Annotated in this window: 23 protein-coding genes; 8 read left to right on the plus strand and 15 right to left on the minus strand. The window is 49.1% G+C overall.

Going from position 1 to position 24832, the window contains the following annotated elements:
* Positions 1-5: 5 nt before the first annotated feature.
* Positions 6-965, minus strand: coding sequence for a VOC family protein (locus ACIFQN_RS29640; protein ID WP_429836639.1), 960 nt, complete (start codon positions 963-965; stop codon positions 6-8).
* Between the two features lie 312 nt (positions 966-1277).
* On the minus strand, positions 1278-2033 hold the full coding sequence (locus ACIFQN_RS29645) for an NAD(P)-dependent oxidoreductase (RefSeq protein ID WP_429836640.1): 756 nt from the start codon (positions 2031-2033) through the stop codon (positions 1278-1280).
* A 177-nt stretch (positions 2034-2210) separates the two neighbouring features.
* Between ACIFQN_RS29645 and ACIFQN_RS29650 the strand changes: the two genes are divergently transcribed.
* A complete protein-coding gene (locus ACIFQN_RS29650) occupies positions 2211-2561 on the plus strand; it encodes a winged helix-turn-helix transcriptional regulator (RefSeq protein WP_429836641.1) in 351 nt (116 codons plus the stop codon).
* A 191-nt stretch (positions 2562-2752) separates the two neighbouring features.
* On the opposite strand, the gene ACIFQN_RS29655 is transcribed toward ACIFQN_RS29650, so the two are convergent.
* From ACIFQN_RS29655 to qhpC, 10 genes are read right to left on the minus strand one after another with little or no spacing between them, the layout of a single operon-like run.
* On the minus strand, positions 2753-4360 hold the full coding sequence (locus tag ACIFQN_RS29655; protein WP_429836642.1) for an acyl-CoA synthetase: 1608 nt from the start codon (positions 4358-4360) through the stop codon (positions 2753-2755).
* Positions 4361-4397: 37 nt separating this feature from the next.
* Positions 4398-5897, minus strand: a complete 1500-nt coding sequence (locus tag ACIFQN_RS29660; RefSeq protein WP_429836643.1) for an aldehyde dehydrogenase family protein — start codon at positions 5895-5897, stop codon at positions 4398-4400.
* 45 nt (positions 5898-5942) lie between these two features.
* A complete protein-coding gene (gene qhpE / locus ACIFQN_RS29665; RefSeq protein WP_429836644.1) occupies positions 5943-6677 on the minus strand; it encodes a subtilisin-like serine protease QhpE in 735 nt (244 codons plus the stop codon).
* Complete coding sequence (locus tag ACIFQN_RS29670; protein WP_429836645.1) at positions 6649-8334, minus strand: ABC transporter ATP-binding protein; 1686 nt, start codon at positions 8332-8334, stop codon at positions 6649-6651. Before ACIFQN_RS29670 ends, qhpE begins: the two co-directional genes overlap by 29 nt.
* A gap of 7 nt (positions 8335-8341) precedes the next feature.
* Entirely contained in the window at positions 8342-9334 is a 993-nt protein-coding gene (locus ACIFQN_RS29675) for a peptidase U32 family protein (RefSeq protein ID WP_429836646.1), read from the minus strand.
* A gap of 32 nt (positions 9335-9366) precedes the next feature.
* Positions 9367-10302, minus strand: a complete 936-nt coding sequence (locus ACIFQN_RS29680) for a hypothetical protein (protein WP_429836647.1) — start codon at positions 10300-10302, stop codon at positions 9367-9369.
* A 14-nt stretch (positions 10303-10316) separates the two neighbouring features.
* Positions 10317-11393, minus strand: a complete 1077-nt coding sequence (locus tag ACIFQN_RS29685; RefSeq protein ID WP_429836648.1) for a YncE family protein — start codon at positions 11391-11393, stop codon at positions 10317-10319.
* A complete protein-coding gene (locus tag ACIFQN_RS29690) occupies positions 11393-12832 on the minus strand; it encodes an SPASM domain-containing protein (RefSeq protein WP_429836649.1) in 1440 nt (479 codons plus the stop codon). Before ACIFQN_RS29690 ends, ACIFQN_RS29685 begins: the two co-directional genes overlap by 1 nt.
* A gap of 17 nt (positions 12833-12849) precedes the next feature.
* Positions 12850-14505, minus strand: coding sequence for a quinohemoprotein amine dehydrogenase subunit alpha (gene peaA / locus ACIFQN_RS29695; RefSeq protein ID WP_429836650.1), 1656 nt, complete (start codon positions 14503-14505; stop codon positions 12850-12852).
* Positions 14506-14517: 12 nt separating this feature from the next.
* Positions 14518-14838: a quinohemoprotein amine dehydrogenase subunit gamma gene (gene qhpC / locus ACIFQN_RS29700; RefSeq protein ID WP_213024910.1), complete on the minus strand. Its 321-nt coding sequence runs from the start codon at positions 14836-14838 to the stop codon at positions 14518-14520.
* Between the two features lie 177 nt (positions 14839-15015).
* Here qhpC and ACIFQN_RS29705 point away from each other — a divergent pair, with 177 nt between their 5' ends.
* Both ACIFQN_RS29705 and ACIFQN_RS29710 read left to right on the plus strand, forming a co-directional pair.
* Positions 15016-15720, plus strand: a complete 705-nt coding sequence (locus ACIFQN_RS29705) for a response regulator transcription factor (RefSeq protein ID WP_429836651.1) — start codon at positions 15016-15018, stop codon at positions 15718-15720.
* Complete coding sequence (locus ACIFQN_RS29710; RefSeq protein WP_429836652.1) at positions 15698-17848, plus strand: ATP-binding protein; 2151 nt, start codon at positions 15698-15700, stop codon at positions 17846-17848. The genes ACIFQN_RS29705 and ACIFQN_RS29710 overlap by 23 nt, the downstream gene beginning before the upstream one ends.
* 42 nt (positions 17849-17890) lie before the next feature.
* Here the strand turns inward: ACIFQN_RS29710 and ACIFQN_RS29715 are convergent, their stop codons facing one another.
* The 3 genes from ACIFQN_RS29715 to ACIFQN_RS29725 form a co-directional block, all read right to left on the minus strand.
* Positions 17891-19147, minus strand: a complete 1257-nt coding sequence (locus ACIFQN_RS29715; protein ID WP_429836653.1) for an MFS transporter — start codon at positions 19145-19147, stop codon at positions 17891-17893.
* 3 nt (positions 19148-19150) lie between these two features.
* Positions 19151-19633, minus strand: coding sequence for a cyclic pyranopterin monophosphate synthase MoaC (moaC, locus tag ACIFQN_RS29720; protein WP_429836654.1), 483 nt, complete (start codon positions 19631-19633; stop codon positions 19151-19153).
* A 117-nt stretch (positions 19634-19750) separates the two neighbouring features.
* Positions 19751-20698 carry a DNA-3-methyladenine glycosylase family protein gene (locus ACIFQN_RS29725; protein WP_429836655.1) on the minus strand — a complete coding sequence of 316 codons (948 nt, stop codon included), beginning with the start codon at positions 20696-20698 and terminating at the stop codon, positions 19751-19753.
* A 188-nt stretch (positions 20699-20886) separates the two neighbouring features.
* Between ACIFQN_RS29725 and ACIFQN_RS29730 the strand changes: the two genes are divergently transcribed.
* From ACIFQN_RS29730 to ACIFQN_RS29750, 5 genes are all read left to right on the plus strand, one after another.
* Positions 20887-21438, plus strand: a complete 552-nt coding sequence (locus tag ACIFQN_RS29730) for a methylated-DNA--[protein]-cysteine S-methyltransferase (RefSeq protein WP_429836656.1) — start codon at positions 20887-20889, stop codon at positions 21436-21438.
* Positions 21428-22141 (plus strand): 2OG-Fe(II) oxygenase, encoded by a 714-nt coding sequence (locus tag ACIFQN_RS29735; protein ID WP_429836657.1) that lies wholly within the window; start codon positions 21428-21430, stop codon positions 22139-22141. The genes ACIFQN_RS29730 and ACIFQN_RS29735 overlap by 11 nt, the downstream gene beginning before the upstream one ends.
* A gap of 11 nt (positions 22142-22152) precedes the next feature.
* Complete coding sequence (locus ACIFQN_RS29740; RefSeq protein ID WP_429836659.1) at positions 22153-22971, plus strand: SPL family radical SAM protein; 819 nt, start codon at positions 22153-22155, stop codon at positions 22969-22971.
* Between the two features lie 106 nt (positions 22972-23077).
* The gene (locus tag ACIFQN_RS29745; RefSeq protein WP_429836660.1) at positions 23078-23785 is read left to right on the plus strand and encodes a molybdenum cofactor biosynthesis protein; all 708 of its coding nucleotides are present in this window, start codon (positions 23078-23080) and stop codon (positions 23783-23785) included.
* Positions 23786-23789: 4 nt separating this feature from the next.
* Complete coding sequence (locus ACIFQN_RS29750; protein ID WP_429836661.1) at positions 23790-24815, plus strand: ThiF family adenylyltransferase; 1026 nt, start codon at positions 23790-23792, stop codon at positions 24813-24815.
* Positions 24816-24832 lie beyond the last annotated feature (17 nt).

Below are 24832 nucleotides of genomic sequence, written 5' to 3' on the forward strand. Positions count from 1 at the left end.
GTCGATTAACCTTCCGTGGTATGGCTGTTAACCGGGTATTTGACAGGGTCGATTTCTTGTCCCCAATAGGTTAGCCCTACTGCCATATCTTTCTCTGTCCATTCCACCGGCTCCCAATCCGGTTCAAAAATCAGGTAACTGCCGGTGAACAGCTCAACCCGATGTCCGCTTCCTGGATCCAGTACGTACGCGTACAAAGCCTGCGTAATCCCATGCTTGCCCGGTCCATGAAACTCGATTCCATTCTCACGCAAAATGTCGCATGCTCTAAGCACATCCTGACTATTATCAAGCCAGTAAGCCAGATGGTGGAAACGGTTAGGCGTAACCGCTTGGGGATCTCCCATAACCGCAACATCATGAACAAGATTCGTTACACTCATCCAGCCTGCAACAACAGGACCATTCTCAATTTTAATGTATTCACGCAGCTTGAATCCCAAATTCTCCGACAGCCAGTTGTGAATAACACCCGGGTCCATCGATGTCGACAGATTTACGTGATCGATCCGTCGAGGGGAAACGCCGCGATTCCAAGATTTATATCTTTGATTTTTCAATACGGAACGTCGATCTTCTTCAGCTAATGGTTTCTCTATATCGTAGTAAATCTCAAAGGAATGCTGGCTCGGCAATTTAAATCGAATCGCTTTTCCTTGACCGGCTTCCTGACCCGCTTCGATCCATTGCACGTTGGTACCTGCTGTTTGCAGAAGAGTCGCAAAATTCTCCACATCTTCCGGACGTTTCGTTCTCCAACCAATATGGTCGACAGAGGCAGTGTCCCCAGCCTTCAGGGAAAGGGTGTGGTGTTCAAAATCTCCCCAAGCCTTCAAATAAATCGTGCCGTCTTTGCGCTCCACTTCCTCAAGTCCTAACACATCACGAAAAAACCAAAGCGACTTTTCCAAATCAGGTGTTATTAAAGCCACATGTCCAAGCTTAGAAATTTCCGGCATTAACATTTTAGCAACTCCTTTTCGGTCGTTTAAAAGCTGATCAATCGCTTCTAACCCCATTCTAATATTTTAGTATATTAGCTGTCAACCATAATTTGACACGGCGTTCCTTCAAGTATTTAGCCTTTCAGCTGAGAAAAGGCTGCCATTTTACCGGCAGCCTTTTTGAGTAAACGTGTTCATTATCAGTAGAAACCGCATTTTCGTTCAGCGAACTAACATTTTAGCTACCATTTAAGAATTATCTTCTTGAATGAGGAGTCGGCTCGATCGATCCTGCGACTTCCGTCTTAATGGGCGGTTTCTTGTCTACTAGTGTCATTGTCCAAGGTTCCAGCCAGCCTTCTCCCCAACTCTCCCTTCAGGCAGGGCAATTCCAACGCGTTTCCCTGCGAACGGACCAGAATGTTCCAGATGGTTCATGATGAAGCGCGCTGCCTCTTTGTAGGGAATGATCAGTTCGGGAGTCTTCTGGGCGAGCAGGCCAAGCAGCGCTGGCTCTGGCAAAGATCGTTCGGATTCTGAGACGGTCAGAGGCGACTCTTCCGTCGAAAAACGAAGATTTGTCATATAAGCGTTGTCTGCATTCTCTACCATCGGGCCCGGGCAAAGAACGGACCAGTCGAGCTTTGATTGGCGGATGCGGTCGTAATTGATCTGATGAACCTGATACATAGGAGGCATTCCGGGCAGGCCAATCATGTTCCGATTCGTATGCGGAATATCGAGAAGTGCAGCACCACTCAGCATCCAGAGTCGTCCGCCAAATCGGGGATGTCGATCCGCTTGAGTGACAATCGTGTCAACGATGCAGGCGAATCTATCCGCATCCTTGGGATTGCCTGCCGCTATGACAGCCGCATCGCAGTCCGTTAATGCATCATATACTTGCTGCGGATTGGTGGCGTCGCCCTCCATTATCGTTAATCGTTCAGTTGGGAGAGACGCTCCGGTTCGCTCGGTCCATTTCCCACGGTTTCTCACAAATCCGGTCACATTGCAGCCAGCCAGAATACCCTCCGAAACCAGACACCTTCCGAGATTTCCATTCGCCCCAAAGATGATTACGTTCATATTTACCTCCTGTAAGTGTTGATTGAATTATCGGTTCATGCGGTGTCGACATCTTAGCATTTAGTGAACTATAGCATGCTTGCTAAAAAGACCTCAAGAATGCACTTTTTCGTGATATACTAACCAAAATGAGAGCTATAGGATGTAAAAACCAACTTCACGAGGAGGGTGAAAAAGATGGAACAGACACTGCCTGAGCAACTGAAGGGCGTACATGGATGTCCCCACCGAGGAGTATTGGATCTTATCTTTCAGAAATGGACGGTCATCGTGATTTATCATCTGCATAGGGAGCCCCGTCGATATACTCAGCTGCACCAAGATATTGATGGAATTTCTCACAAAATGCTTTCGCAAACGCTCCGGCAGTTGGAGTTTACCGGCATTGTCAAGCGAACCGTATATCCGCATGTTCCGCCGCAGGTGGAATATTCATTGACCCCATTGGGAGTAACCTTGATCGAACCACTAAACGCCGTTGCACAATGGACGCACGATCATGCACACGAATTGCCGTTGGAGAAGTAGACAGCCCCCACCATGCGGACATGATGAGGGCTGTCTGAGGTTTACAGCGAATCTTTGACAGTAAAGCTCGATCTTCCGCCATGAAAGACCTCTATAACAACGAGATCATCGTCTATCAGATCATTCGAAGAAATGATCTGATACTCGTCATGGATACACGCAAGAAGTATTTCCAGTCTACTTGACAGGGGTCAGTTCACATCAGTGATGCTTTCCTTTTCTTTTCCGCGCAGCTCCATACGGCGAATTTTGCCTGACGTGGTTTTGGGCAATTCTTGGAGAAACTCGATTTTTCGCGGATATTTATAGGGAGCCGTCAGCTTTTTCGAATGCTCCTGCAGCTCCCTGATGAGCTCCTCAGAGCCTGTGTACCCAGCCTTTAGTACGACAAATGCTTTTACTACCTCGCCGCGGTCCGGGTCTGGGCTAGCGACAGCTGCACATTCGGCTACCGCAGGGTGTTTCACCAGTGCATCTTCGACTTCGAATGGACCGATCGTGTATCCTGCCGAGATAATAATGTCGTCGGCGCGTCCTTCAAACCAGATATAGCCATCCTCATCGAGCCGTCCCTGGTCGCCTGTTACATACCAATTACCGCGAAACGCTTTTGCCGTTCGCTCAGCATCATGCAGATACCCCCTGAAAAGAGCCGTCATGTTTCGGTCGATGGCAATATCGCCAATCTCTCCAACCGGAACTTCTTTTCCCTCTTCATTGATAATAGCCACGCGTACCACTGGTGACGGACGTCCCATCGAACCAGGCTTTGGCTCCATGCCTACGAATGTTCCAACCAAGAGGGTATTTTCCGTTTGACCGTAACCGTCACGGACGCCAACACCGAAAACGCGCTGAAAGGTAGAGATGACTTCCCGATTGAGCGGTTCACCAGCAGAGCAGGCGGAACGCAGAGCAGACGGTGAAACATTTTCAATATCGCTGACTTTGGCCATGAAACGGTATTCAGTCGGTGTCGCGCATAAAACGGAGATCGGGAATTGTTCCAGCCATTTCAAATACGTCGTTGCTGAGAATTTTCCCTCGTAGACAAAAGCGGTTGCTCCCTTTCCCAATGTGGAGACAAACGGGCTCCAAACCCATTTTGCCCAACCAGGTCCGGCCGTTGCCCACACCAGGTCCTCTTCTCTCACATCGAGCCAATGAGTTGCTGCAACGGATAGATGAGCATAAGGCCATCCGTGAACGTGCATGACTCCTTTTGGCCCGCCTGTTGTCCCTGATGTGTAGGAAAGAAACGCAAGCTCATCCGAACTCGTCTGAATGGCTTCCAACTTGTCTTCTGCATCGGCCGATAGCTCGTCAAGCGATAACCAGCCTGCATGCGGCCGGCCGAGCTGAATGTAGTACGTAAGCGTCGTGCATCTGGGACGTATGCCTTCCAGCTCCTCCACAATATCTGGATAGGCGATGACCGCCTTGGCACCGGCATGATTGCTCCGATACTCGATATCATGCCCCCGCAGCAATTCTGAACACGGCATAATGACCGCACCAATCTTGTTTAACGCAAGATAGATCGCGTAAGCCTCCACTCCCCTTGGAACGATGACAAGCACTTTGTCGCCCCGCCCCAGCCCAAGTGAACGCAAGCCGTTTCCGATTCGGTTTGCTCGACCGATCAATTCCCGGTACGTACAGGATTTGGCTTCACCTGCCTCGTTTACCGTGATGATCGCATTTTTGTCCGGGTTCTTCTTTGCATAATCACTTACAACACCCGCAAAATTGTACCTCTCCGGTATCTGAAAGGAACCGTCGTGGATTGTTTTTGTCATGGTCAGCCTCCTGCTTCATTCCGTCAAACCACTTGGACTAATCGAGATTCATCCAAACGGCTTTCACCTGCGTATACAACTCAAGAGCATAACTGCCGTTTTCCCGGCCAAATCCGGATTGCTTGTATCCGCCGAACGGCACGGACGCATCAAACGAGTTGTAGCAGTTTACCCACACTGTCCCCGCCTCCAGCGCATGGGCAACCCGGTGCGCTTTTTTCACGTCCGTCGTCCATACACCTGCTGCCAGCCCATATTCGGTATCGTTCGCCCGGCGAATCACATCTGCGATTTGGTCTTCGTCGGAAAACGGAAGGGCAGTCACGACAGGCCCGAAGATCTCTTCCCGGGCGATCGACATCTCATCGCTGACATCTGTGAAAATCGTCGGCGGCACAAAATAGCCAGGGCCATCAAGCGGTTTGCCGCCGATCAAAGCGTTGGCTCCCTCCTCTCTGCCTTTGTTCAGATAGTAGGAAACCCTGTTGTATTGTTCATCAGATACAAGTGGACCGATTTCGGTAGAATGATCGAGCCCTGGTCCTTGCTTCAGCTTGGAAGCATAACTGCTCATGTCGGCAAGCACATTGTCGTACACCTTTTTATGAACAAACAGCCTAGAGCCCGCGCAGCATACCTGTCCTTGGTTGAAGAAAATGCCCAGCAGTGCGCCAGGAACTGCTTTGGTAAAATCAGCATCAGGGAAAATAATATTGGGTGATTTGCCGCCCAATTCCAGGGAGATGCATTTCAGATTGCTTGCCGATTCACGCATGATCAGCTTGCCTACTTCCGTGGAACCGGTAAAGGCAATTTTTCGGATGCGTGGATGTTTGACGATCGCCGCTCCCGTATTGGGGCCGTCCCCTGACAAAATATTGACTACCCCGCCTGGGAAACCAGCTTCTTGAATTAGGTGGGCCATATACAAAGCGGTCAGAGGCGTTTGTTCCGCACTTTTCAGCACAACAGTGTTTCCAGCAGCAAGCGCAGCGGCTATTTTCCAAGAAAGCATTAACAAAGGGAAATTCCAAGGGATGATTTGGCCAACAACGCCTAATGGTTCACGCCGCGTATAGGTAAGCATGTTGGGACTGACGGAATTGTTGATCACTTCACCGTGGATTTTGGTAGTCCAGCCTGCGTAATAACGGATGTGTTCGATAGAAAGCGGCACGTCGGCATGTCGCGTCTCACGAATCGGCTTTCCATTGTCCAATGTGTCCAATTGGGCCAGTGCTTCCAGGTTCGCTTCCATCAGATCGGCTAATTTCCAAAGCAGTTTGCCCCGGTCGCTCGGCGATACTTTTGACCAGACGGCAAATGCCCGTTCCGCCGCTTGCACCGCGAGTTCTACATCGGTTTGGTCTGCTTCGCAAACATGTGCAAGCACCTCGCTGGTAGCAGGATTGATGGTCGGAAATGTCTTGCCGGATTCAGCCTCCACGAACTCTCCGCCAATAAAAAGCCGCTTGGGTCCCCCTTCTAAAAATTGTTGAACCCGTGGGTCGAGCTTTACCGCTGTGCTTTCTGCCATACTAAATTCCTCCTCCAATTGGACCTAAGTGATCATATCTATGATTCAAGGGCTAACCTTGGACCAACAAACCTCTTGTAAAGCCTGTTCCATTTCCATTTTGGAAGTAATCTTGAAGTGTTCCTTCAGTTTGGCTAAATAGCCTGTCACATGGGCAGCCGCAAAGCTGTGCCCCTGAAAATTAAACTTCTGCATGGGTCCCGCAAGCTCTCGAGGCAAACCGAAAGCATGAAAGGAAGGCTTTTGCTCAGGGTGATAGAAAAACACGTCACTACTGCAATGCTGACCTGCCCTCACCCCAAATACTGAGTCATAATAGCCGGGCCATACCAGATTGTTTTGCTCATCGCAGGCGGTCACGATGAGGACTCCCGCTTCTGCTGCCTGCTCGCACAAAAGCTTAAGCTCTGGAGCATCGCGCCTGATCCCGAGGCTTAAATTGATTAAATCCATTCTTTCTTCTATACACCATTCAATCGCTGTGCAAAGCACTTCCATATAAGTTGAAAGCGTGTGGTGAAAAATTTTGACCGACCACAATTCCGCTTCGGGAACCTGCTCCATGATGACGCCAGCCACTGCTGTGCCGTGGCCCAGCTCATCGTGATAATTTTCCGTTGCCAAGATACGGCCGTCACCCGTTACCGTAAAGCCGATCCCCCCGGCTAAGGTGTTGATATGCGGGTGCCATGGGTTGATCCCGCTATCTATGCAAGCGATTTTGACTCCTTGTCCCCTTCCCCAATCTTTCTCAGCCATGCAACCTCGCAGGTGCACCACGTTCATCACCTCCCCATTTTCGTTTCTCATCACGGATGGAACCGTCCTTCAAACGAAGCAAACGATCTACCCACATGATGTTTGGCAGCCGGTGTGTGATCAGGATCACGGTTTTATGCATGAATCGTTGTTGAATCAGCTCCATGATTTTTCGTTCCGCTTCCAGATCCAAATGGCAGGTGGCTTCATCCAAAATGAGAATCTCAGGCTCCTGCAGCAAGGCCCGAGCTAGTAGTAAGCGCTGCCTTTGCCCGGCGGACAGCTTTACTCCCTTTTCACCAACTTGCGTCTGAAGTGCGTCTGGCATTTTTTCAACATCTTTCCATAGACCTACCTCTTGCAACGCGATTTGCATCTGTTCTTCGCTGACAGTACGCGAGCCCAACCGGAGATAGTCGGCAAGGGAGCCGAACCAGATAGGGTGATCATGAGCCAAGAGGCATACATGTTGCATCCATTCGCTTCGTTTCATGTGCCTAATATCGACACCATCTAACGTGATGATCCCGCTCGATGGCTGAAACAGCCGTGCCAACAGGTCAGCGAGCGTGCTTTTCCCGATTCCACTCTCACCGACAATCCCGATTTTTTCACCTTTCTGAATAGAAAGGTCCAGATTGTTCAGAATCAGCGAGCCTCCATCGTGTGAAAAACAGACCTGCTCAAACCGTAGCTCTCTGCGAAACGGAATCATCGTCTCCCGGCCGTCACATTCCTCGGGAATATTCAAAAACTCGTTGACCCGCTGCACAGCTGCTTTTCCTTTTTGCAAGCGAATGTACAGATTGGCTAAGCCCTGAATCGCTGAATAAAGGCCCGTTTGATACGCTGTAAAGGCGATGAGTGTTCCGATGCTCATGCTTCCGGCCTGCACCTTTAGGCCCAAAAACAACAGGATGCCTAGCGTGGAGAAAATAAGCACGGCCTGGGGAACACCCTGGGCAAGCGCACTGACAAACGTCACTTTTATGGTCTGCTTGTTTGTTTTTTGCAGCTTTTCTTTGTATTGATGCTTCAGCCAGCTTTGCAGGTTAGCTGTCCGAATGAACCTGACAGATGACAGCGTGTCAAACAAAAAGCTTTGATTATGCGCCGACAATTCACGCAATGTCAGATTGCCCAGATATAGCAGATCGCGAAATTTTTGCGTGCCCCAAATCAATAGCGGCAGCAATGCGAGGCAGCCAAACGCTGTTTTCCACTCCAAGTAAAATAGCAATCCGACGTGCAGCAAACAGGTTAGTCCAATACTGACCAGCTGCATGAAGCTATCCGTATACAATCGCTGCGTTTCCGCCAAATCCTCATTCACCCGCGAGACGACGTCACCCACCCGTTTTTGCGAGAAAAACGAATAAGGGAGGTGCAGCAAATGATCGTAAAAAGAAGTCCGCATATCGAGCATCAGGTTTAGACTTGTTTTCATATACAGGTACTTCGTTGCCAGAGACAGCCCATACGCGATCGCCATCAAGGAAGCAGCAGCACCCAAAGCGAGTGGAAACGGATATTTTTGTGAAAGAAGCACGTCATCGATCATGATTTTCCCCAGCATCGGTTGGATGGTGGTGATAAGCGTTGAGCAAACATTAAAAATCAAGACAATCACAAGCGTAAAACGATAGGGACGCAGGTACGAAAGCATTCTCTCTTTCATAGGAAGCCTAACGGTAATAGCACATCAAGCCTGATTCGCAGAACTGCGGCTGATTTCTCAACCGTCTCGCCTCTTGAACCGCTTCTGACTCACCAAGTTTGGCACGTACCTGATCAACCAAGGCTTTAACCAACTGCACGCTGGCGAGCTTTCGATACGGAGCGCCTTCCCTGCCTACGATCTTGAGCGAATCCACTCCAATCTGGTGCAGCTTCCAGATGTCGCACAATCCGCACGGCCCAAGTGGAAGGCCATCTTGTGCAATCTGACAGCCGCAATCGTTGACAAACCAGACGAATTCACGGTAATCCTGTATCTGTTCCTGTAATTTCACCTTTTCTGCATCGCTTATCTTCTTGTTGCCATCCGATGAAAAAAGATTAAAGTCCCATTGCGTTTGCGAGCAAAACGCACCTGCGCTGTGGGTGGTCATGCAAAAGCTTTCTTCATATACACAACCATCATTCAAGATAAACACCTCAAGCTCAATATCTCCCGCTGCCTTCCTCAATGCTGGCATTTCTTGCAGTTGGACGCTGCGTGATAATACGATCCTCTCGGCCTGCAGCTCTTTATAGAGGGCAATGCTTCCCGTATTAATCGGTGCTGCCAGACTGCTGACATGAATCGCCGCATCCGGGCAGTGATGCTTGATCGCTTTCATCAGACCGATGTCGCTTACGATAAAGGCGTTGATCCCGATGTCATTGTTGCAATGCGTCACCAGATCGAGGAGCATCGGGTACTGCTCTTCCACATAGTAAGGAGCGTTTAGTGTAAGAAATACAGGGATGCCATAGCTGTGTGACAAGGAAACCGCCCGTTTCAGCTCCTTGAAAGACGGGAGACCGGCAAATGGATTGCGGCGGTTAATCCAGACACCGGAGGAATACTTGTTTATCCATTCAAGCGGAGTGATCCCGCAATAAAATTCTTCCGCCCCATTTTCCGCAAGCATCTCCACTTCATCAGCTGAGCCTAAAGGTGCTAAAATCTTCAAGGATGAACCCTCCTTTCACGCGTCTGGTTTCATTACATAGGAATTCTCGGGCTGAAGACTACCCGCGGATTGAGAATTGTTTGCACGCTGCTAAGCCCTTGCTTGATTGTTGCGGTTTTGTGGGCATAAAAGGCCGTTGTCCCTTTTTGAAACACGCGATGCTCCATGTCGGTATGCCGCCTGTTTGACAGCTCGAACACGTACGATTGGCACTGCTGCTTACAGTTGGGGTCCCCGCGAAACTTGTCGGATTTTGGAGTATCCATGAATCCCACCAAACAGGCGCTGCCGCTAGCCACAAAACCAAACGGAAAATGCAAGGAGGCAATGAGGGGTGAATCCTTATCCGACACATCCGTCCCTTGTATCAGCTGATCAAAATCGAAGCCAACCACATTGCTGCCATCCAGGAAATGGGTGAACCAGGTTGACAATAGCCCCGACTGCTTGAAAAACTCTCTCGCCGACTCCGGCGCCCTCTCGTTGTCATAATGATGTGCGACACGCGGGTCACGGATCATTTTGTTTAACAGCCGGCCGATTACTACATCAAGGTTCACAAAATGCGTTCGGATGTGGTGGTAAACACCCCAATCGTTAACCACCACCTCAATCCGCTTTCCTGAGCAGGGGCCTGCATCGTTTAGAAAGGAGAGAAGCTCAGCCAACCGGTGAAATTGGTCCTGATGCACAAAGGGTGTAGCAAAGGTAAAGGTAAAACCGTTTTCCCGACAAAACGTTAGCGCTTGTTTGACAGCAAAGAGCGGTGCTAGCCTGTATTGACAAAATTCAGAACCAAAGTATATCCGGCCGGGCTTCACCAAAGCCCCGAGTTGAGTAGACCACTCTTCAAAAAAGAGCGTCTGCAATTCTGCCTCGACATTGTTTTGATGTGCAAAGGGAGTCCAGGGTGCTGTCGTCATAGGCAGGTCCCGAACAGACTGAACAGCTACAGCAAATTCAACCATAGGCACCTCTCGAACTAGTTTTTGACTCGGACGACTTTCATGCTCCAACCATCCGTGGGCATTTTCAACGTTTTCTGAATGTTCATGTCCATGTCGGCGATGATAAAGTCATTGCCGCCGCCGCCCAGATACAATTTCTTGCCATCTGCGCTCATATTCATGTCATAGATGGTGCCTGTCGGCGGGTAGATATCTTTTAGCACGCGTCCTGTCTTCATATCCACCTTGTACCAGTGGTTCATGATCACGTAAGCATGCGTTTTTTCTAAATTGGCTACAGCCGAAAACATTCCCACCGGTTCCTTGTCAAATGCAACCGTTTTCAACTTGTCGGTTTTGAAGTCGTACCACAAAATCCCTTCCGTGACGCGGCCATCCGGATAGGATGTAGTCACTGGGGTGATGTTCAAGTTAGACTCGCGATCGCGCGGGAAGAGCATCAGCATGTTAGTCGATCCGTCTTCCGGTTTCGTCGGATGCTTGATCCCCTGCTTGAGCGTAAGTTTCATCTCTTTTACATCCATGGTGTACAAATCATAGCCCCAGACTAAGATCGTGTCCCGGTGTTCGAGATGAAATTGCAGGACATGGATGCCATAAGGCGCTTCTACGCTTCTTAATACCTCTTTGGTTTGCAAATCGATCTCCAAAATCTTGCTCGGGTGCAGCTTATAGCGATTGACTTGTTTTTCTCCCTGTGTCACGAAGGCATATGCCTTTGTGCCATCAGGCGAAATGGTACTGCCCCATACCCTTCTGTCCAACAGGCCTGTATCCGTTCTGCCGCTCAGGTTGATCTCATCAGTGACCTTGTTTTGCACGGTATCAATGACATACAGGGTGGTTCTTCCATTCCCCAGAATAAGCCCCTTTTTCCCATCTTCGGTAAAACTCATGTCCCTGGCAGGTCCTTTTATTTTGATGCTTGCCACAACCTCTGGAACAGTCGGGTTCACCACAGTCACTTCATTGTAGCCCGCCCAAAAAACTTTTTCCGTGTACCCTTCGGCGCTGGCGTGACCGTGCGAGTAGACGAATAATCCGGCCAGTGCAACAGACAGGTAACATATGCTCAGGATTCTCTTTAGCATCAATTGCTGACACACCTCTCTTTTCCTGTGCCGCTAATCGTATCAAGAAAAGCAGGATTACCCTCAAGGATTCTGACGTACGCTTGTAAGCCGATAGTGATCCATTCATGCATCCAATCGCAGTAATGGGCATTTGGCCGCCGGTAATCTCCCTGTCTCTCCATCGCTTCATAGTAGCAGCCGCCAGAACAGATGTGCTTGAGTGAGCATGTTCCGCAAGATTCTTTGCGATCCACATGCAGCTCATCCAACATCTGCCGCTGCTTGCTGCGATTGACACCGGAGTAGATGTCGCCCATCCGGAACTGTTCATTCTCATTAAACCGGTGGCAAAGGAATAGCCCTCCGTCCGGACTGACCGCAAAAAATCCCAGCCCTGCCCCACACCCGTATGCCTTGTTGGTTCCCATATGCAGTTCCTTCAGGACATTGGTCAGATTGGAGAAACCCAGATATTCATTTCGCAGCGCATGTTCCACATAGTGGTCGGACAGGTCGCGGAACTGGTGCAGCAATTCGTTTAGATCTTCCTCACCTAAGGCCAGGTGCTGATCGGTTTCGGTAACAGGAGCGAAGCCTACTTCATAAAAGCCTTTGGAAAGCAAATGGGCAAGTGAGGTTTCCAGCTTTTCAAAGCCTTTTGCCACAGTTACTCGGGTACCGACCGGGGCTGATTTATGCGTGGCCATTAATTTCGCCACATTTTTGCTTGTTCGCTCATAAGAGCCTTGGCCCCCTGCCATGGGCCTGTTTTTGTCATGAGCTTCGCGCGTACCATCCATGCTGACAGACGTGCCGATCTGGTACTGGTGAAGAAATTCCATCTGTTCGGTAGACATCAGTGTTCCGTTTGTCGTCAGCGAAAAATGAACCTTTTTGCCCCACTTCTCCCCTTGTTCGACGGCTTGCTCCACAATATGCTTTAAGACTTTCCAATTTAAAAACGGTTCGCCACCAAAGAGTACGATTGTGACCGATTCCTCTTGATAGCTGTTTTCCATGAGGAATTCGATAGCCCGATCTGCGGTTTCCATTGTCATGTACTTTTTCGGCGCGCCGTACTCGCCGTCGCCTGCATAGCAGTACGTGCAACGCAAATTGCATTCATTCACCAGATGAAAGACGAGGGTTTTAACCGGAAGTCTCTCTGTATGCTTAGGAGCAGGAGGCGTTGCGGAAAAACGGCCTGCAGGATTGATGATTTCCAGCTCCTTAAGCTCTTCCAGCATGTCCCGATGGTCTGCCGCCCTCTCCGCTAGATACCGGTTGACATCCACATGAAATGAATCCCCTTTCCTTTCTCCAAGCGTTTTGGCAAAATAAACGAATTCTTTTGCTACATCGTCAAGCTTCAAAATATTTCCCGTCAAGCCATGGAACAAATATTCATCCTCACCTACGTCGAAATGAAGAATATTGCTAAGCACGAGACTTTCCAATGGACTCCCTCCCGTCGTCAGTGAATGAGATTGTTGTAATCCGGTACGGTGGAAACAAGGTGGCTCTCGGCCGTTACTGTTCGTCCGTCGATTGTGGCCGTGGCAATCACCGTAGCAGTGCCCAGATTTTCTTGCGTATACGTCCGTTTTGGATTTATGCCTTCTACTTGCGGCGTAAACAAACCGTTCTTGTCAAGCGTACCCATGTATTGCGTATTCTGCGGGTCTGATCCAGCAGGGAATGGTTCAAACGTCCAATTTGCTTCCACAGGTCCCAATGACAGGTCATCGGCTGTTCCTGGTTTTCCATCCTTGCCGTTGCTGTAGGCATAAGCGACAAACTGGACGCTGACCTTGTCCATCGGCCCTGCTCCGCCGATCCGTGCTATCGCATAATCAGGAGTGACTTTGATCGTATCTACGTTGTCATAGACAACCAGATTGCTTCGGACTGTGGTCTGCGGTGTACCGATGGCGAAGGAACCAATCTGCGCAGCGTCACTCACCCTAACGGAGAGCTGCACTTCCTCACTCGACTTGGCTGTCAGATTATCTACAGTAACGCCTGCTGGAAGCTGCAAATCTTCCTTCTTCAGCTTGTTCAGATTCATTCCGTACAAGGTGATCTGATTGGTGCTTCCTTTTTTCAGTGCCGTCTGTGTCACAAAAATCACTTCCGGCTTCTCCGTTTGTACCTTGTAATAGGTCTCCTCTCCAGCAATTCCCTGGTCTTTTTGCTCCGACCAATCTCCTATGATCATGGTTCCGTTCTCTGCCATGTTGTAGACGCCGTTTACTTTTTTGCCATCCTTCATATAGTGGGCGCGCAGCATATATCCTGAGTAGATCTGCACATCCCCCGATGACTGAACGCTCGATTGGTCATATACGTAGCGAACGCTCTTGGTTTCGGTAAACCCGTTTCCGTTTTTTGCAAATGTACTGTCGCCGATGTAAAACCCTTTTGTCCCTTGAAAGCCGACGACTTTCCAAGCTCCTGTCGGGTCAAATTCCTTGCCCTTCCACTCTTTCCACTCCGGCGTCTCCTCCGGGTATTGTTCCGCCAGGTAACGGAGGACATCTTCCGCTTCTTTCGGCCAGTCCATATGCCGATGATTCAAATAGGTGGAAGGGAATGAGACGAGGTGAAAGTCCTTCAGGTTTTTCCACTCCTCTTCCGTCCGACGCTGTGCCATAAATCTTCCGGTCGCATGACAAGTCATGCATGAATTTTGCAGATTCACATTTGCAGGAGTTGGCTCCGCAAAGGATTGTTTGTTCGCCAACCAGTATTGGACCTGTTCGGCTTCCTCTGGAGCGAGCCCGCGTTCCCGGCTTAAATCCTCGATGATTTGTTCGCGGTCAGCATCTGTCAATTTCACGCCATGATTGCGTTCCATCCGTGCAATCGTGTCGCTCCATCCTTCAGGACTTTTCCTCACATATTCGATACGGGCAAGTTTTCCGCTGTTATCCACGGCATGGCAGCTCATACAGGATTGTTCCACCTTTGCGCTTACATGGACGGAAGACGTTGACTTTGGTCCTTCCTGCTTTGTCTGTTCGGCCTCTTGCTTCACCGCTTCCTTCGATTCCCCGTTTAACAGACTGATAATCACAACAATCAAGACGACTGCGACGGACAAACCGACGAGCAGTTTTGATTTTGACATCGGTTCACCCCACTAAGGTTTGACGTATTGGATTTTTCGCCAATCATTTGCAGCGACTGGGCATTCATCCGCCCAACTGCCGTAGTTCGTCAGGCCGTCAGGTACTTGAGCGGCCCACCAGCAATCGCCGTAGCACCCGTAAATATCACGATAGTGCGGCTGACAAAGCCCCTCCTGACCGGTACCAGAAAAATCAACCTCCCAGCCAGGATCAAAAAGCGTGGAACATCCCATCGGCAAGAGCCCCAAGCCTTCCACCTCAGGCTCTTTTTCCATTCGAACCAGTCTTTCTACTTTTTTTCCTTTCCAATTCAACGAGTGAACATGTCTCATAGAGAACCCCCCCCTTTCTTTTTTCTGCTCCTGCTTTATAATGCATAATAAGACAATTCGCTCAATTTCAGGTTCAAGCGAAGTCAAATTTTGATCAAGTTCACGTCAAGTTTTTCAAGAATCTTCCGACAATGATTGCAAAAGTGGAGATACCGAGATACGAAAAGGGGGTTCATCGTGGAGGAAATCCTGATCGTGGAAGATGACAGTGAGATTCAGAAACTCCTTTCCACCTGTTTGGATATCGAGGCACTTCCTCATGTGATTGCCTCTACGGGGAAAGAAGCGCTTGAACATGTCAAAAAAAATCAGCCTGCCCTGGTCCTCTTGGACATTATGCTGCCGGATGTCGACGGCATTCAGCTATGTAAGCAGCTTCGCTTGCTCACGTCTGCGCCGATTCTGTTTGTCAGCTGCAAAAGCGGTGACGATGATAAAATTTTGGGGCTAAGCATAGGGGCAGATGATTACATCGAAAAACCGTTTAATGTGAATGTCCTCTTGGCGCGTGTCCTTGCTCATTTGCGCAGAAACCGCATCCTCAGACAGACTCAGCCAAAACAGCAGGATCAAGTCTTCTGTTTCGACCAGATCACGGTCGACAAAGGCTCACGAGAAGTATTTTGCGATGGCAACAGGGTTCACCTGACAGCGAAGGAGTTTGACCTCCTTGCCTTTTTCACCAAGCATCCTAACCAAGTGTTCTCTCCTGAACAATTGTTGGACAAAATCTGGGGAATCGACTCGTTAAGTGAAAAAAGAACCGTTATCGTTCATCTGTCAAGTCTGCGGAAGAAGCTGGAGGAAGATCCGCTGAACCCGCGCTATATTGTGACCGTACGAGGAGTGGGATACAAGTTTGTGGCCGTATCGAGTCATTAAACAATCATTTTACCTGAAAATCCTGTCTCTTATGGCTTTGCTCGCGTTTATCCCCTTTGTAGCTCTGGGTTTCTACAGTGTTGTTCAAGTCAATTCCTTTTCCCAAAGCATTACACAGCTTCAGATTCAGCAAACCATCGGGAAAGTCTTGGAACAAAAGTCTGCCCTTCTGCAAAAAGAAGCGGATAATATTAATGTAAAATTTTTGAATGTCGAGCAGCACTTGAAAATCATACAGCGGCAAGCTGAATATCTCTTCGCAAACAAGGCTGCCTTACACGCAACCGGGACGATCCCATTGGTAAGCAGTTCGGAGGGATACCAGTGGGAACCGTTTCATAGCGAATATGAGAAAGCCAATCTGTTTATCAGCGCAATCGCTCCAAAGCCGTTTTCCTCGCAAGATCTGGCAACGGCAAAGGGGCTGGAACCGCTCTTTATGCAAACGTTTGAAAATGAACCGCTCCTGAAAGGCGTATTTTTCTGTTTTTCTGAATCGGCATGGCTCATTTATCCGGCTATGAATGCGGATCATGAAACCTCTATCAACAAATTGCCACCTGATATCAATGTGAAAGACTTTGAATTTTACTCGATAGCCGACGAAGAACATAATCCAAACAGAGATATCCAGTGGACTGATCCGTATTCTGACGTGACGCACTGGGAAATGGTCGTTACAGCTGCCATTCCGGTTTATCTCCCCTCGGGAACCTTGCGTGGTGTAGTCGGAGCCGATTTGCCCATTCAGTTTATTAACGATAAACTCTTGAACCTTACATTTCCAGAACCACATGCGTTCGCTTTCATTCGGGATAACGAAGGCAATCTAGTAGCCAGCCAAAGCAATGAACTCTCGGAAAAGCTGTTTTCTGATCACGCTTCACCCAGACTTTCAGAAAAGAAGTATACAGAGCCCATTCAAAAGATTTCAACGAGTGAAGGTATTTTATACTTGCTTTCCGCCCCTATTACAAGCAATGGCTGGGAGTTACAGTTTGTCATTCCTGAATCAGATATTACTGCTCCCATTATCCATGATGCAAACGTGCAAACGTCCATGCAAAAGGAACGATTTATATGGCGACTGCTGCTCTTTCTTCTACTAGGTTCTCTGGTCGTCATTCTATTCTCTTACTATTTCTCTAAAACCGTAACCGAGCCGATCAATCGGTTGATACGCGCATCCCAGGAAATCATCAAAGGGAATTATCGAGTCCATATTCCCATCACGTCATCTGATGAGATCGGACAGTTAACCAAGACTTTCCATTTTATGGAGACAACAATTGAAAAGTTGATCAATGAGCTGACAAAGAAGGCCAGCGTATTGGAAGAACGCGTATTGGAACGGACAAAAGAGCTGTGGGACGCCAACATGCAGTTGAATGAAACACTAATAAAATTGCAACAGTCGGAAACAGCTCGTACGGAATTAATTGTTCAAATTTCGCATGACCTAAAGACCCCACTTACCTCGATCAAAGGCTATCTTCAACTACTGCATGAACATCAGTTTTCGGCTGAAAAGCAACAGGAATGGACACAGTTGATTCTCCTTCGAACCAACCACATCATCAGGCTGATTGATGATTTGTTTGAGATTTCGGCGATGGAACTACATGAAACTCATTTCAAAAAAGAGTGGGTGCCTGTTGAATTCCTTATCGAACACGCTGTGAACATTGCGCGAAACAATTCGCTGGATTCAGCGGTTCAGTTTCAAATGACCTTCGAAGACGACTTGCCGCTTATATACGTTGATCCCGCTAAAGTAAACCGAGCGCTCATCAACATTATTGACAACGCAATCAAGTATTCGCAAAGTCATAGAAAAGGCGAAATTCGGATCAATGCCCTTCAACAGCATGCATCGGTCATCATCGAAATTGCGGACAACGGGATGGGGATATCTGAGGAACATGTCGAAAAGATCTTTACTCCTTTTTTCAGAGACCCAGAGGTCTTTAAAGCACAGATTATTGGGACCGGATTAGGTTTGGCTATATCTCAAAAAATCATCGAAGGACATAAGGGAGAAATTCTCATAACCAGCAAGAAAGGCGTAGGAACTACCGTTTCGATTTCATTCCCAGATGTGGGGACGGATCATTTGGAAGTCGTTTAGAATCGAAAAGGTGAAAAAAGACGCACAAGGCGTCTTTTTTCTTTATAATTTTTCCGCTGTTTGTACGGGTACCCGGTGGCTCCCTTTTTGGAAGGAGCTGTGCAGGGCGAAGAACAGGACTGATAACAGAGCCAAGCCTGCCATGATATAAAGCAGTCCCTCTGCTTGGAAGGTTTGAAAAATGAAGGCGCCAAGGAGCGGTCCGAGCATGCGGCCCGCAGAGCCTGTGCCTGAAACCAGCCCTTGGATGAAGCCTTCCTGACCTTCTGGTGTATACTCGGCGGCTACGGCTGGAACCGCTGGCCACACGAGCATCTCGCCCAGCGTCATGACAAACATCGCAGCAACAAAGCCCGTATACGATGTCGTCTGAGACAAGATCAGCATCGACAGTACAAATACATAGGAGCCAAGCAGCATCTGTGCTTTTAGCGTCCGGGCAAAACGACTGATCACCCAGGCAATCAACGGCTGTCCAAACAAGATCAAGCCCCCGTTAATCGTCCACAAGAAGCTATACTGGCGCAAAGAGATTCCAAGCGACTGCATATACGCAGACAGGACCGTGGTCCATTGCACGTACACAATCCAGCTGATCAAAAGCCCGGCACACAGCATGAGGAGTGCTCCCCAGACAACCTTTTTCGCTGGGGCAGGCTGAGACAGCAGCATCTCCGCCTTGCCTGCTTCCTGTGCCGGCATTTCCGGACTTTGCGGCTTTAAGGCCAACGACTTCACGTAACGCGGCAGCATAACCGCAAACAGGACGAGCACAATTACTTGGGTGATGGCGTTGCCAAAGAAGGTCCATGCAAACGATACGCTTGCCAGAACTCCCCCCAAGGCAGAGCCTGCAGCGACACCCGCATTCTGTGCCACATAAATCATGTTGAGGCCCTTGCGTCCGCCTTCAGGCCACAAAACGACGGCGAGCGCATTGATTACCGGCGACAACGTGCCATAAAACAGGCCGTTTAACAGAAAGAAGATCGTATACAACGTAAAATCATCCGTAAATCCAAGGCTGGTAGACATGGCAATAATGCCGGCAGAAGAAAGGATGATCGTTCTCATTTTTCCCCAGCGGTCAAACAGCATGCCGCCAGCCACACTGCCGATGAGGAAGGCTCCCTGATTCAAAAGCAGCAAAAAGCCGGCAACAGTAAGCGGCTTTCCTAAATAATCGTGAATATAGATCGTTACCAGTGGCCAGATACAAGCCATTCCTGTAGAAAAAATGATGGCAGCAATCGCCAATAGACGAATGCTGCTCGGATAGGACTCCCATTTCTCTTTCATGGTTTATTTCTCTCCCCGCCGAAAGTCGCCGCTTTTTCCGCCTGTTTTGGTGAGGAGACTAGTCGGTCCGATGATCATTTCCTTGTCCATCGCTTTGCACATATCATACACAGTCAGAGCAGCTACACTCACAGCTGTCAATGCTTCCATCTCTACGCCTGTTTTTCCGGTCGTCTTTACGGCTGCTTCTACCTCGAGCGTGGTTTCATCCGTAAAGGAAAAGCGGATATCAATCCCGGTAAGAGGCAGGGGATGGCACATCGGAATGATTTCCCACGTTTTTTTGGCAGCCATCACTCCAGCTACTTGTGCAACAGCCAGTACGTCGCCCTTCTCTACACGCCCTTCGCGAATACGTCCAAGTGTCTCGGGCTTCATGATGATTTGGCTATGGGCAACAGCTTCCCTCTTGGTGATATCCTTATCTGAGACATCTACCATCCGCGCACGATTTTGTTCATTAAAATGCGTTAATTGGTCGCTCATGTTTTTGCTCTATCCTCCATCGGAACAACTCAGGTCTACATTAGTTGCTAATCTACTCTTTACCTTACTCCCGCCGCTGGATAAAAGCAATGAGAATATCGAGGAGGAAGTGCCTTATCAATACAGAAATCTCCATAAGTAAAACGTCGCATACGACTCCCAATTCGTCCATGCTGCGGACAGCTTGATTATTTCTTCCTTCGTCGGTTTTTCCTTTGTCCCGAGCAGGTACTTGATGGCGTTGTGCAGCCCCACATCATCAATCGGAAAAGCCGCTGGCATTCTGAGGCAGCGCATTAATACATAATTGGCTGTCCACGGACCGATCCCGCGGATTTGGACGAGCATTTTTTCAGCTGCTTTCACAGTCCCGGCGTCCATCAATTGTTCTTTGCACAGTTTCCCTTCCACGATCAGTCTAGCTACGTCGATGAGATACTCGCTTTTTTTGACGCTCATTTTCAGTTCCTGTAAGTCTTCTACGCGCAGTGCGGCGATATCCTGCGGGGTAGGATACAGCCAGTATACATGACCGTCGCACTCCACTTGCCGACCATAGCTTTCGACTAACCTTCTTTTCAATGTATACGCAAACGTCATATTAATTTGCTGGCCAATAATTCCCCAACTGATTGCTTCGAATAAATCAGGAATCCCGATATTGCGTAGTCCATAAAACTCTTGAACGGCTCTTTGCAGCAGTGCATCCCTTTTTGCCAGTTCATAGAAAGCGGTCAAATCCGTATCCAGATCGAACCATTCGTAAACATAGCGGGCGATTGCAGATCGTACCCCTTTTTCCTTGGGTTTCGTATCTCCTAAAAAACGAATAATCATCGCGTGATCACCATCGGCACGTATCTCAACTACCGGTGTCTGTAGACCAATCGGAATCGCCCTGTATATTCGCTGATCCTTTATATGAAACAAGCATTCACCCGAAGCATTCGACAAGTAGTTTAGATTTTGGATAAAGCGAAATTCATTTGGTACAAACAGCTTCAGCTCTTGCTCGTAATCTTCCCAGTGCCCATCCCACTTTACTTCAGTCGTACTCTGCTTCATCGTCATCCTCCGTTTCGGCCAGTGCCTCGTACCTTTGCTCTTCTTGTTTTATCATACCAACCTTTTCACATTATTTCGTTATCTTGCTGTTCCATTCGCAAATGCGTACATGATGCTGCTCTCAGAGGTATACTGTCTCTGAAGCGACAAAAATGTATATAGTTAAGCGATCTAGGAGGGATTCCCACGTGAGGGCAAATACAAATCAACCGATTTATTGGACAAAGCTCGTGTACGAGGATTGGAGCTTGTTTATCGCAGCAACCATAAAGGGTCTGTGTTATATTGGGTCTTTGCACAAGCCCTTTGAAGAATTGACAGATTGGGCACGAAACCGTTTCCCAAACAGCACACTTATAGAAGATTCCACCGTGCTACAGCCTTATACGGCAGAAATCATTGAATATATACAGGGCAAACGCACACAATTTTCCATTCCCTTTGATTATCAGGGCACTCCCTTTCAGGTTGCCGTATGGGATGCGCTCTGCCAAATTCCTTATGGGCAAACAACGTCCTACTCTGATATTGCCGCCTCCATTCAAAAACCGGCAGCCGTACGGGCAGTAGGTACCGCAATCGGGGCGAATCCGGTGTTAATCACTGTGCCCTGTCATCGCGTCATCGGAAAAAACGGCTCGCTAACCGGTTATCGAGGCGGGCTGGAAATGAAGACCAAGCTGCTTCAACTAGAAAAGAGAGGTACACTTGCTGAAGGGAGCAAACAGCATGCCCAGTAGCTTGGAGAAGCGTATGGCAGGACTTGACTGGAGCCTCTTGCAGCAGACATTGGACGAACAAGGCTTTGCGACATTGCCAGCTTTACTCGACGCTGATCAATGCCAGGAGATCATCGCAACCTATCAGGAGGATGTCCGTTTTCGAAGCACAATCGATATGGCGAGATACCGTTTTGGAATGGGGCAATACCGCTATTACCAGGCTCCCCTCCCGCCACTCATGCAGCAGCTACGGGAAGGTTTTTATCCTGAGCTTGCCAAAACGGCGAATCGGTGGCTTGTGCTGCTCGGTCATGATGCCCTCTATCCTGAAACACTATCTGCTTTCCTCAAGCAATGTCACGAGCAAGGGCAAGTACGCTCCACCCCACTGATTCTGAAATACGAGGCTGGCGGGTACAACTGTCTGCATCAGGACTTGTACGGCGAGGTGTATTTTCCGTTTCAAGTCGTCTTTGTGCTCAATCAAAAAGAGGTAGATTACTCGGGTGGAGAATTTTTATTAATGGAACAGAGGCCAAGAGCACAAAGCAGAGGTCATGTCATTACACTGGAGCAAGGATCAGGACTCATTTTTCCAACCAATCATCGACCTGTAGCTGGATCGCGCGGTTATTACCGGACTACGCTGCGGCATGGCGTCAGCACGATCACCGCGGGTACAAGATACAGTCTGGGAATTATTTTTCATGATGCGAAGTGAGGGATTGCTGCGTGAAAACCGAGTTATTCCACAAGTACCCGAAAACCTTGCTGAATAAAGGAAGCGGTTTTCTTTCCGATTACACACATTCTCTCAATCCTTATACAGGTTGTTCTTTTGCTTGTTCATACTGTTACGTGCGGCAAATGCCTGTCTCTCTTTTTCGCGAAAAACCATGGGGAACGTGGGTAGACATCAAGCAGGAAGCAGCCGATTTGCTCAGAAAAGAGCTTCGCAGAGCCAAGTCGAAGGGTAGAGTCACCATCTTTATGTCTTCTGCGACCGACCCGTATCAGCCTATCGAACATAAGGAGCGAGTGACACGCTCACTGCTTGAAGTAATGGTGGACGATCCGCCCGATTTTCTTCTCGTCCAAACGCGCAGTCCGCTGGTTCGCCGTGATATCAATTTGCTTTCCCTTTTGCAGGATCGTGTGCGAGTCAGCATGACCGTGGAGACTGATTTGGATGCCATTCGCAAGCATTTTTCGCCCGAAGCACCGCCGATCCAAGCGCGCCTCAAGACGCTTCAGCTATTACGAGAGGCAGGGATTCCCACGCAAGCCACGATCGCCCCGGTGTTGCCGAGCAGCGAAGCATTTGCCCAACTCCTGCGCCCATTGGTGAATCGAGTCTGTGTGGATGATTTTTACATGGGAGATGGCAGCGGCGGCAAGCGAACCAAGAAAAATGGGATTGCTGCGCTCTATGAACAGCTTGGTCAGACAGAATGGTATGAACCGACTGCCTATCAAACGGTTTATGATCGACTCACCGCTGTATTTGGCAAAGAGGAAGTGTTTTTGAGTCAAAATGGCTTTGCCCCTTAACGAAAGAAAGCGGGTTTATGCTGCCTCTTTCATTGGCATCTGTGGCGGATTATGATATCTTCAAACCATAGAGAACTGTTATCTCAATGGGAAATGAGGAGTTGCCTTGACGATTACGATCCTGTTGTTTGCTGGTCTTGCTGAGAAGGCTAATGCACGCGAGGTGCAGGTAACCTTGCCTGAAAATATGAGCGTTCGCGAACTTCTCCAAGTGATTGGGGAGGAGCATTCGGCGCTGTCTCCCTTGCTTGGCAGTTGCTTCGTTTCCATTAATCACGAATATGCAGCTCCAGACCGCCTCATCTCGCCGGACGATGAGATCGCCCTGCTTCCCCCGGTAAGCGGTGGAGAAGAAGAACCGCGTTTTGCCATTACGACGGAGCCTCTTTCCGCAGATAAGCTGGTTCGCCTCGTGAGCAATCCGCATGCCGGAGCGGTCCTCACTTTTGTCGGAACCGTTCGTGAATTTACCCATGGACAACGAACCGTCTATCTTTCCTATGAAGCCTATGCGCCGATGGCAGTCGAGAAAATGAAACAGATTGCAGCGGAAATCGAGGAGCGCTGGCCTGGTGCCCAGGTCGCGATGCAGCATCGGATTGGCGATTTGGCTGTTGAAGAAATAGCGGTTATCGTGGCTGTCGCTACAGCTCACCGCAACGAATCGTTTGAAGCAGGACGCTATGCTATCGAACGCTTGAAGCAAATCGTTCCTATCTGGAAAAAAGAAATGTGGGAAGATGGAAGCGAGTGGAAAGGTCATCAGCAAGGCCCTTGGAACCCCTTGGAGATGACAGAAGGAAAGGTGGAATAAAATCGTGGATACCCGCTATTCCCGCCAGATCTTGTTTGCGCCGATCGGGCGCAGTGGACAGGAAAAGCTGGGGCAAAGCCGTGTCGCCATCGTCGGGATGGGGGCGCTCGGAACCGTCTTGTCCAATCATATGGTCCGTGCAGGGGTTGGCTTTGTCCGCCTAATCGACCGTGATTTCGTTGAACCCAGCAATTTGCAGCGCCAAATGCTCTACGACGAATCTGATGCCGCCGAGCATCTGCCAAAAGCGATCGCCGCTCATGCCAAGCTGTCGAAAATCAACTCCAGTGTCACCATCGAGCCGATTGTTGCAGATCTCACCGCCTACAATGCCGAGGAATATTTAACTGATGTCGATCTGGTGCTGGATGCGACCGATAACTTTCAGGTGCGATATCTCGTAAACGATGTTTGCGTCAAGCACGGTATTCCGTGGGTGTACGGTGGCGCGGTCAGTGCGACTGGGACATTCACCACGATACGCCCGGGAACGACACCTTGTTTGCGCTGTCTGTTTCCTGAAGCCCCTAATCCGGGAGAAATGGCAACCTGTGATACAGCCGGTGTCATTGGCCCGATTATTCACATCGTCGCCTCCTATCAGGCAACAGAAGCCTTTAAACTGTTGGTAGGGGATACGGGCGCACTCAACCCGAATCTGGAGCACTTTGAAATCTGGCACAATCGTCATCAGCAGATCAAGGTAGCCAACGGACGACGCGATGATTGCCCTGCCTGTGGACAGCGTGAGTTTTCATTTTTGCAGCCAGACACCCAAGATGGACAGGCCGTTTCCCTTTGTGGACGCGATACCGTGCAAATCTCTCCATCCGCTCACATCTCCCTCGATCTCGATGCGCTTGCCGAGCGGCTCACACCACTTGGACAAGTCGAGCGCAATAAATTTTTGCTGCGCTTCCGGGTCGATCCGCATACGCTGGTTGTTTTTCCAGATGGACGTGTGCTCGTACAGGGAACGGATGACAGCAGCCTTGCACGCACACTTCATGCGAAATACATCGGTGCTTAAATTCTTTTTTTAGCACC

This window comes from Brevibacillus sp. NRS-1366 (genome assembly GCF_050467985.1).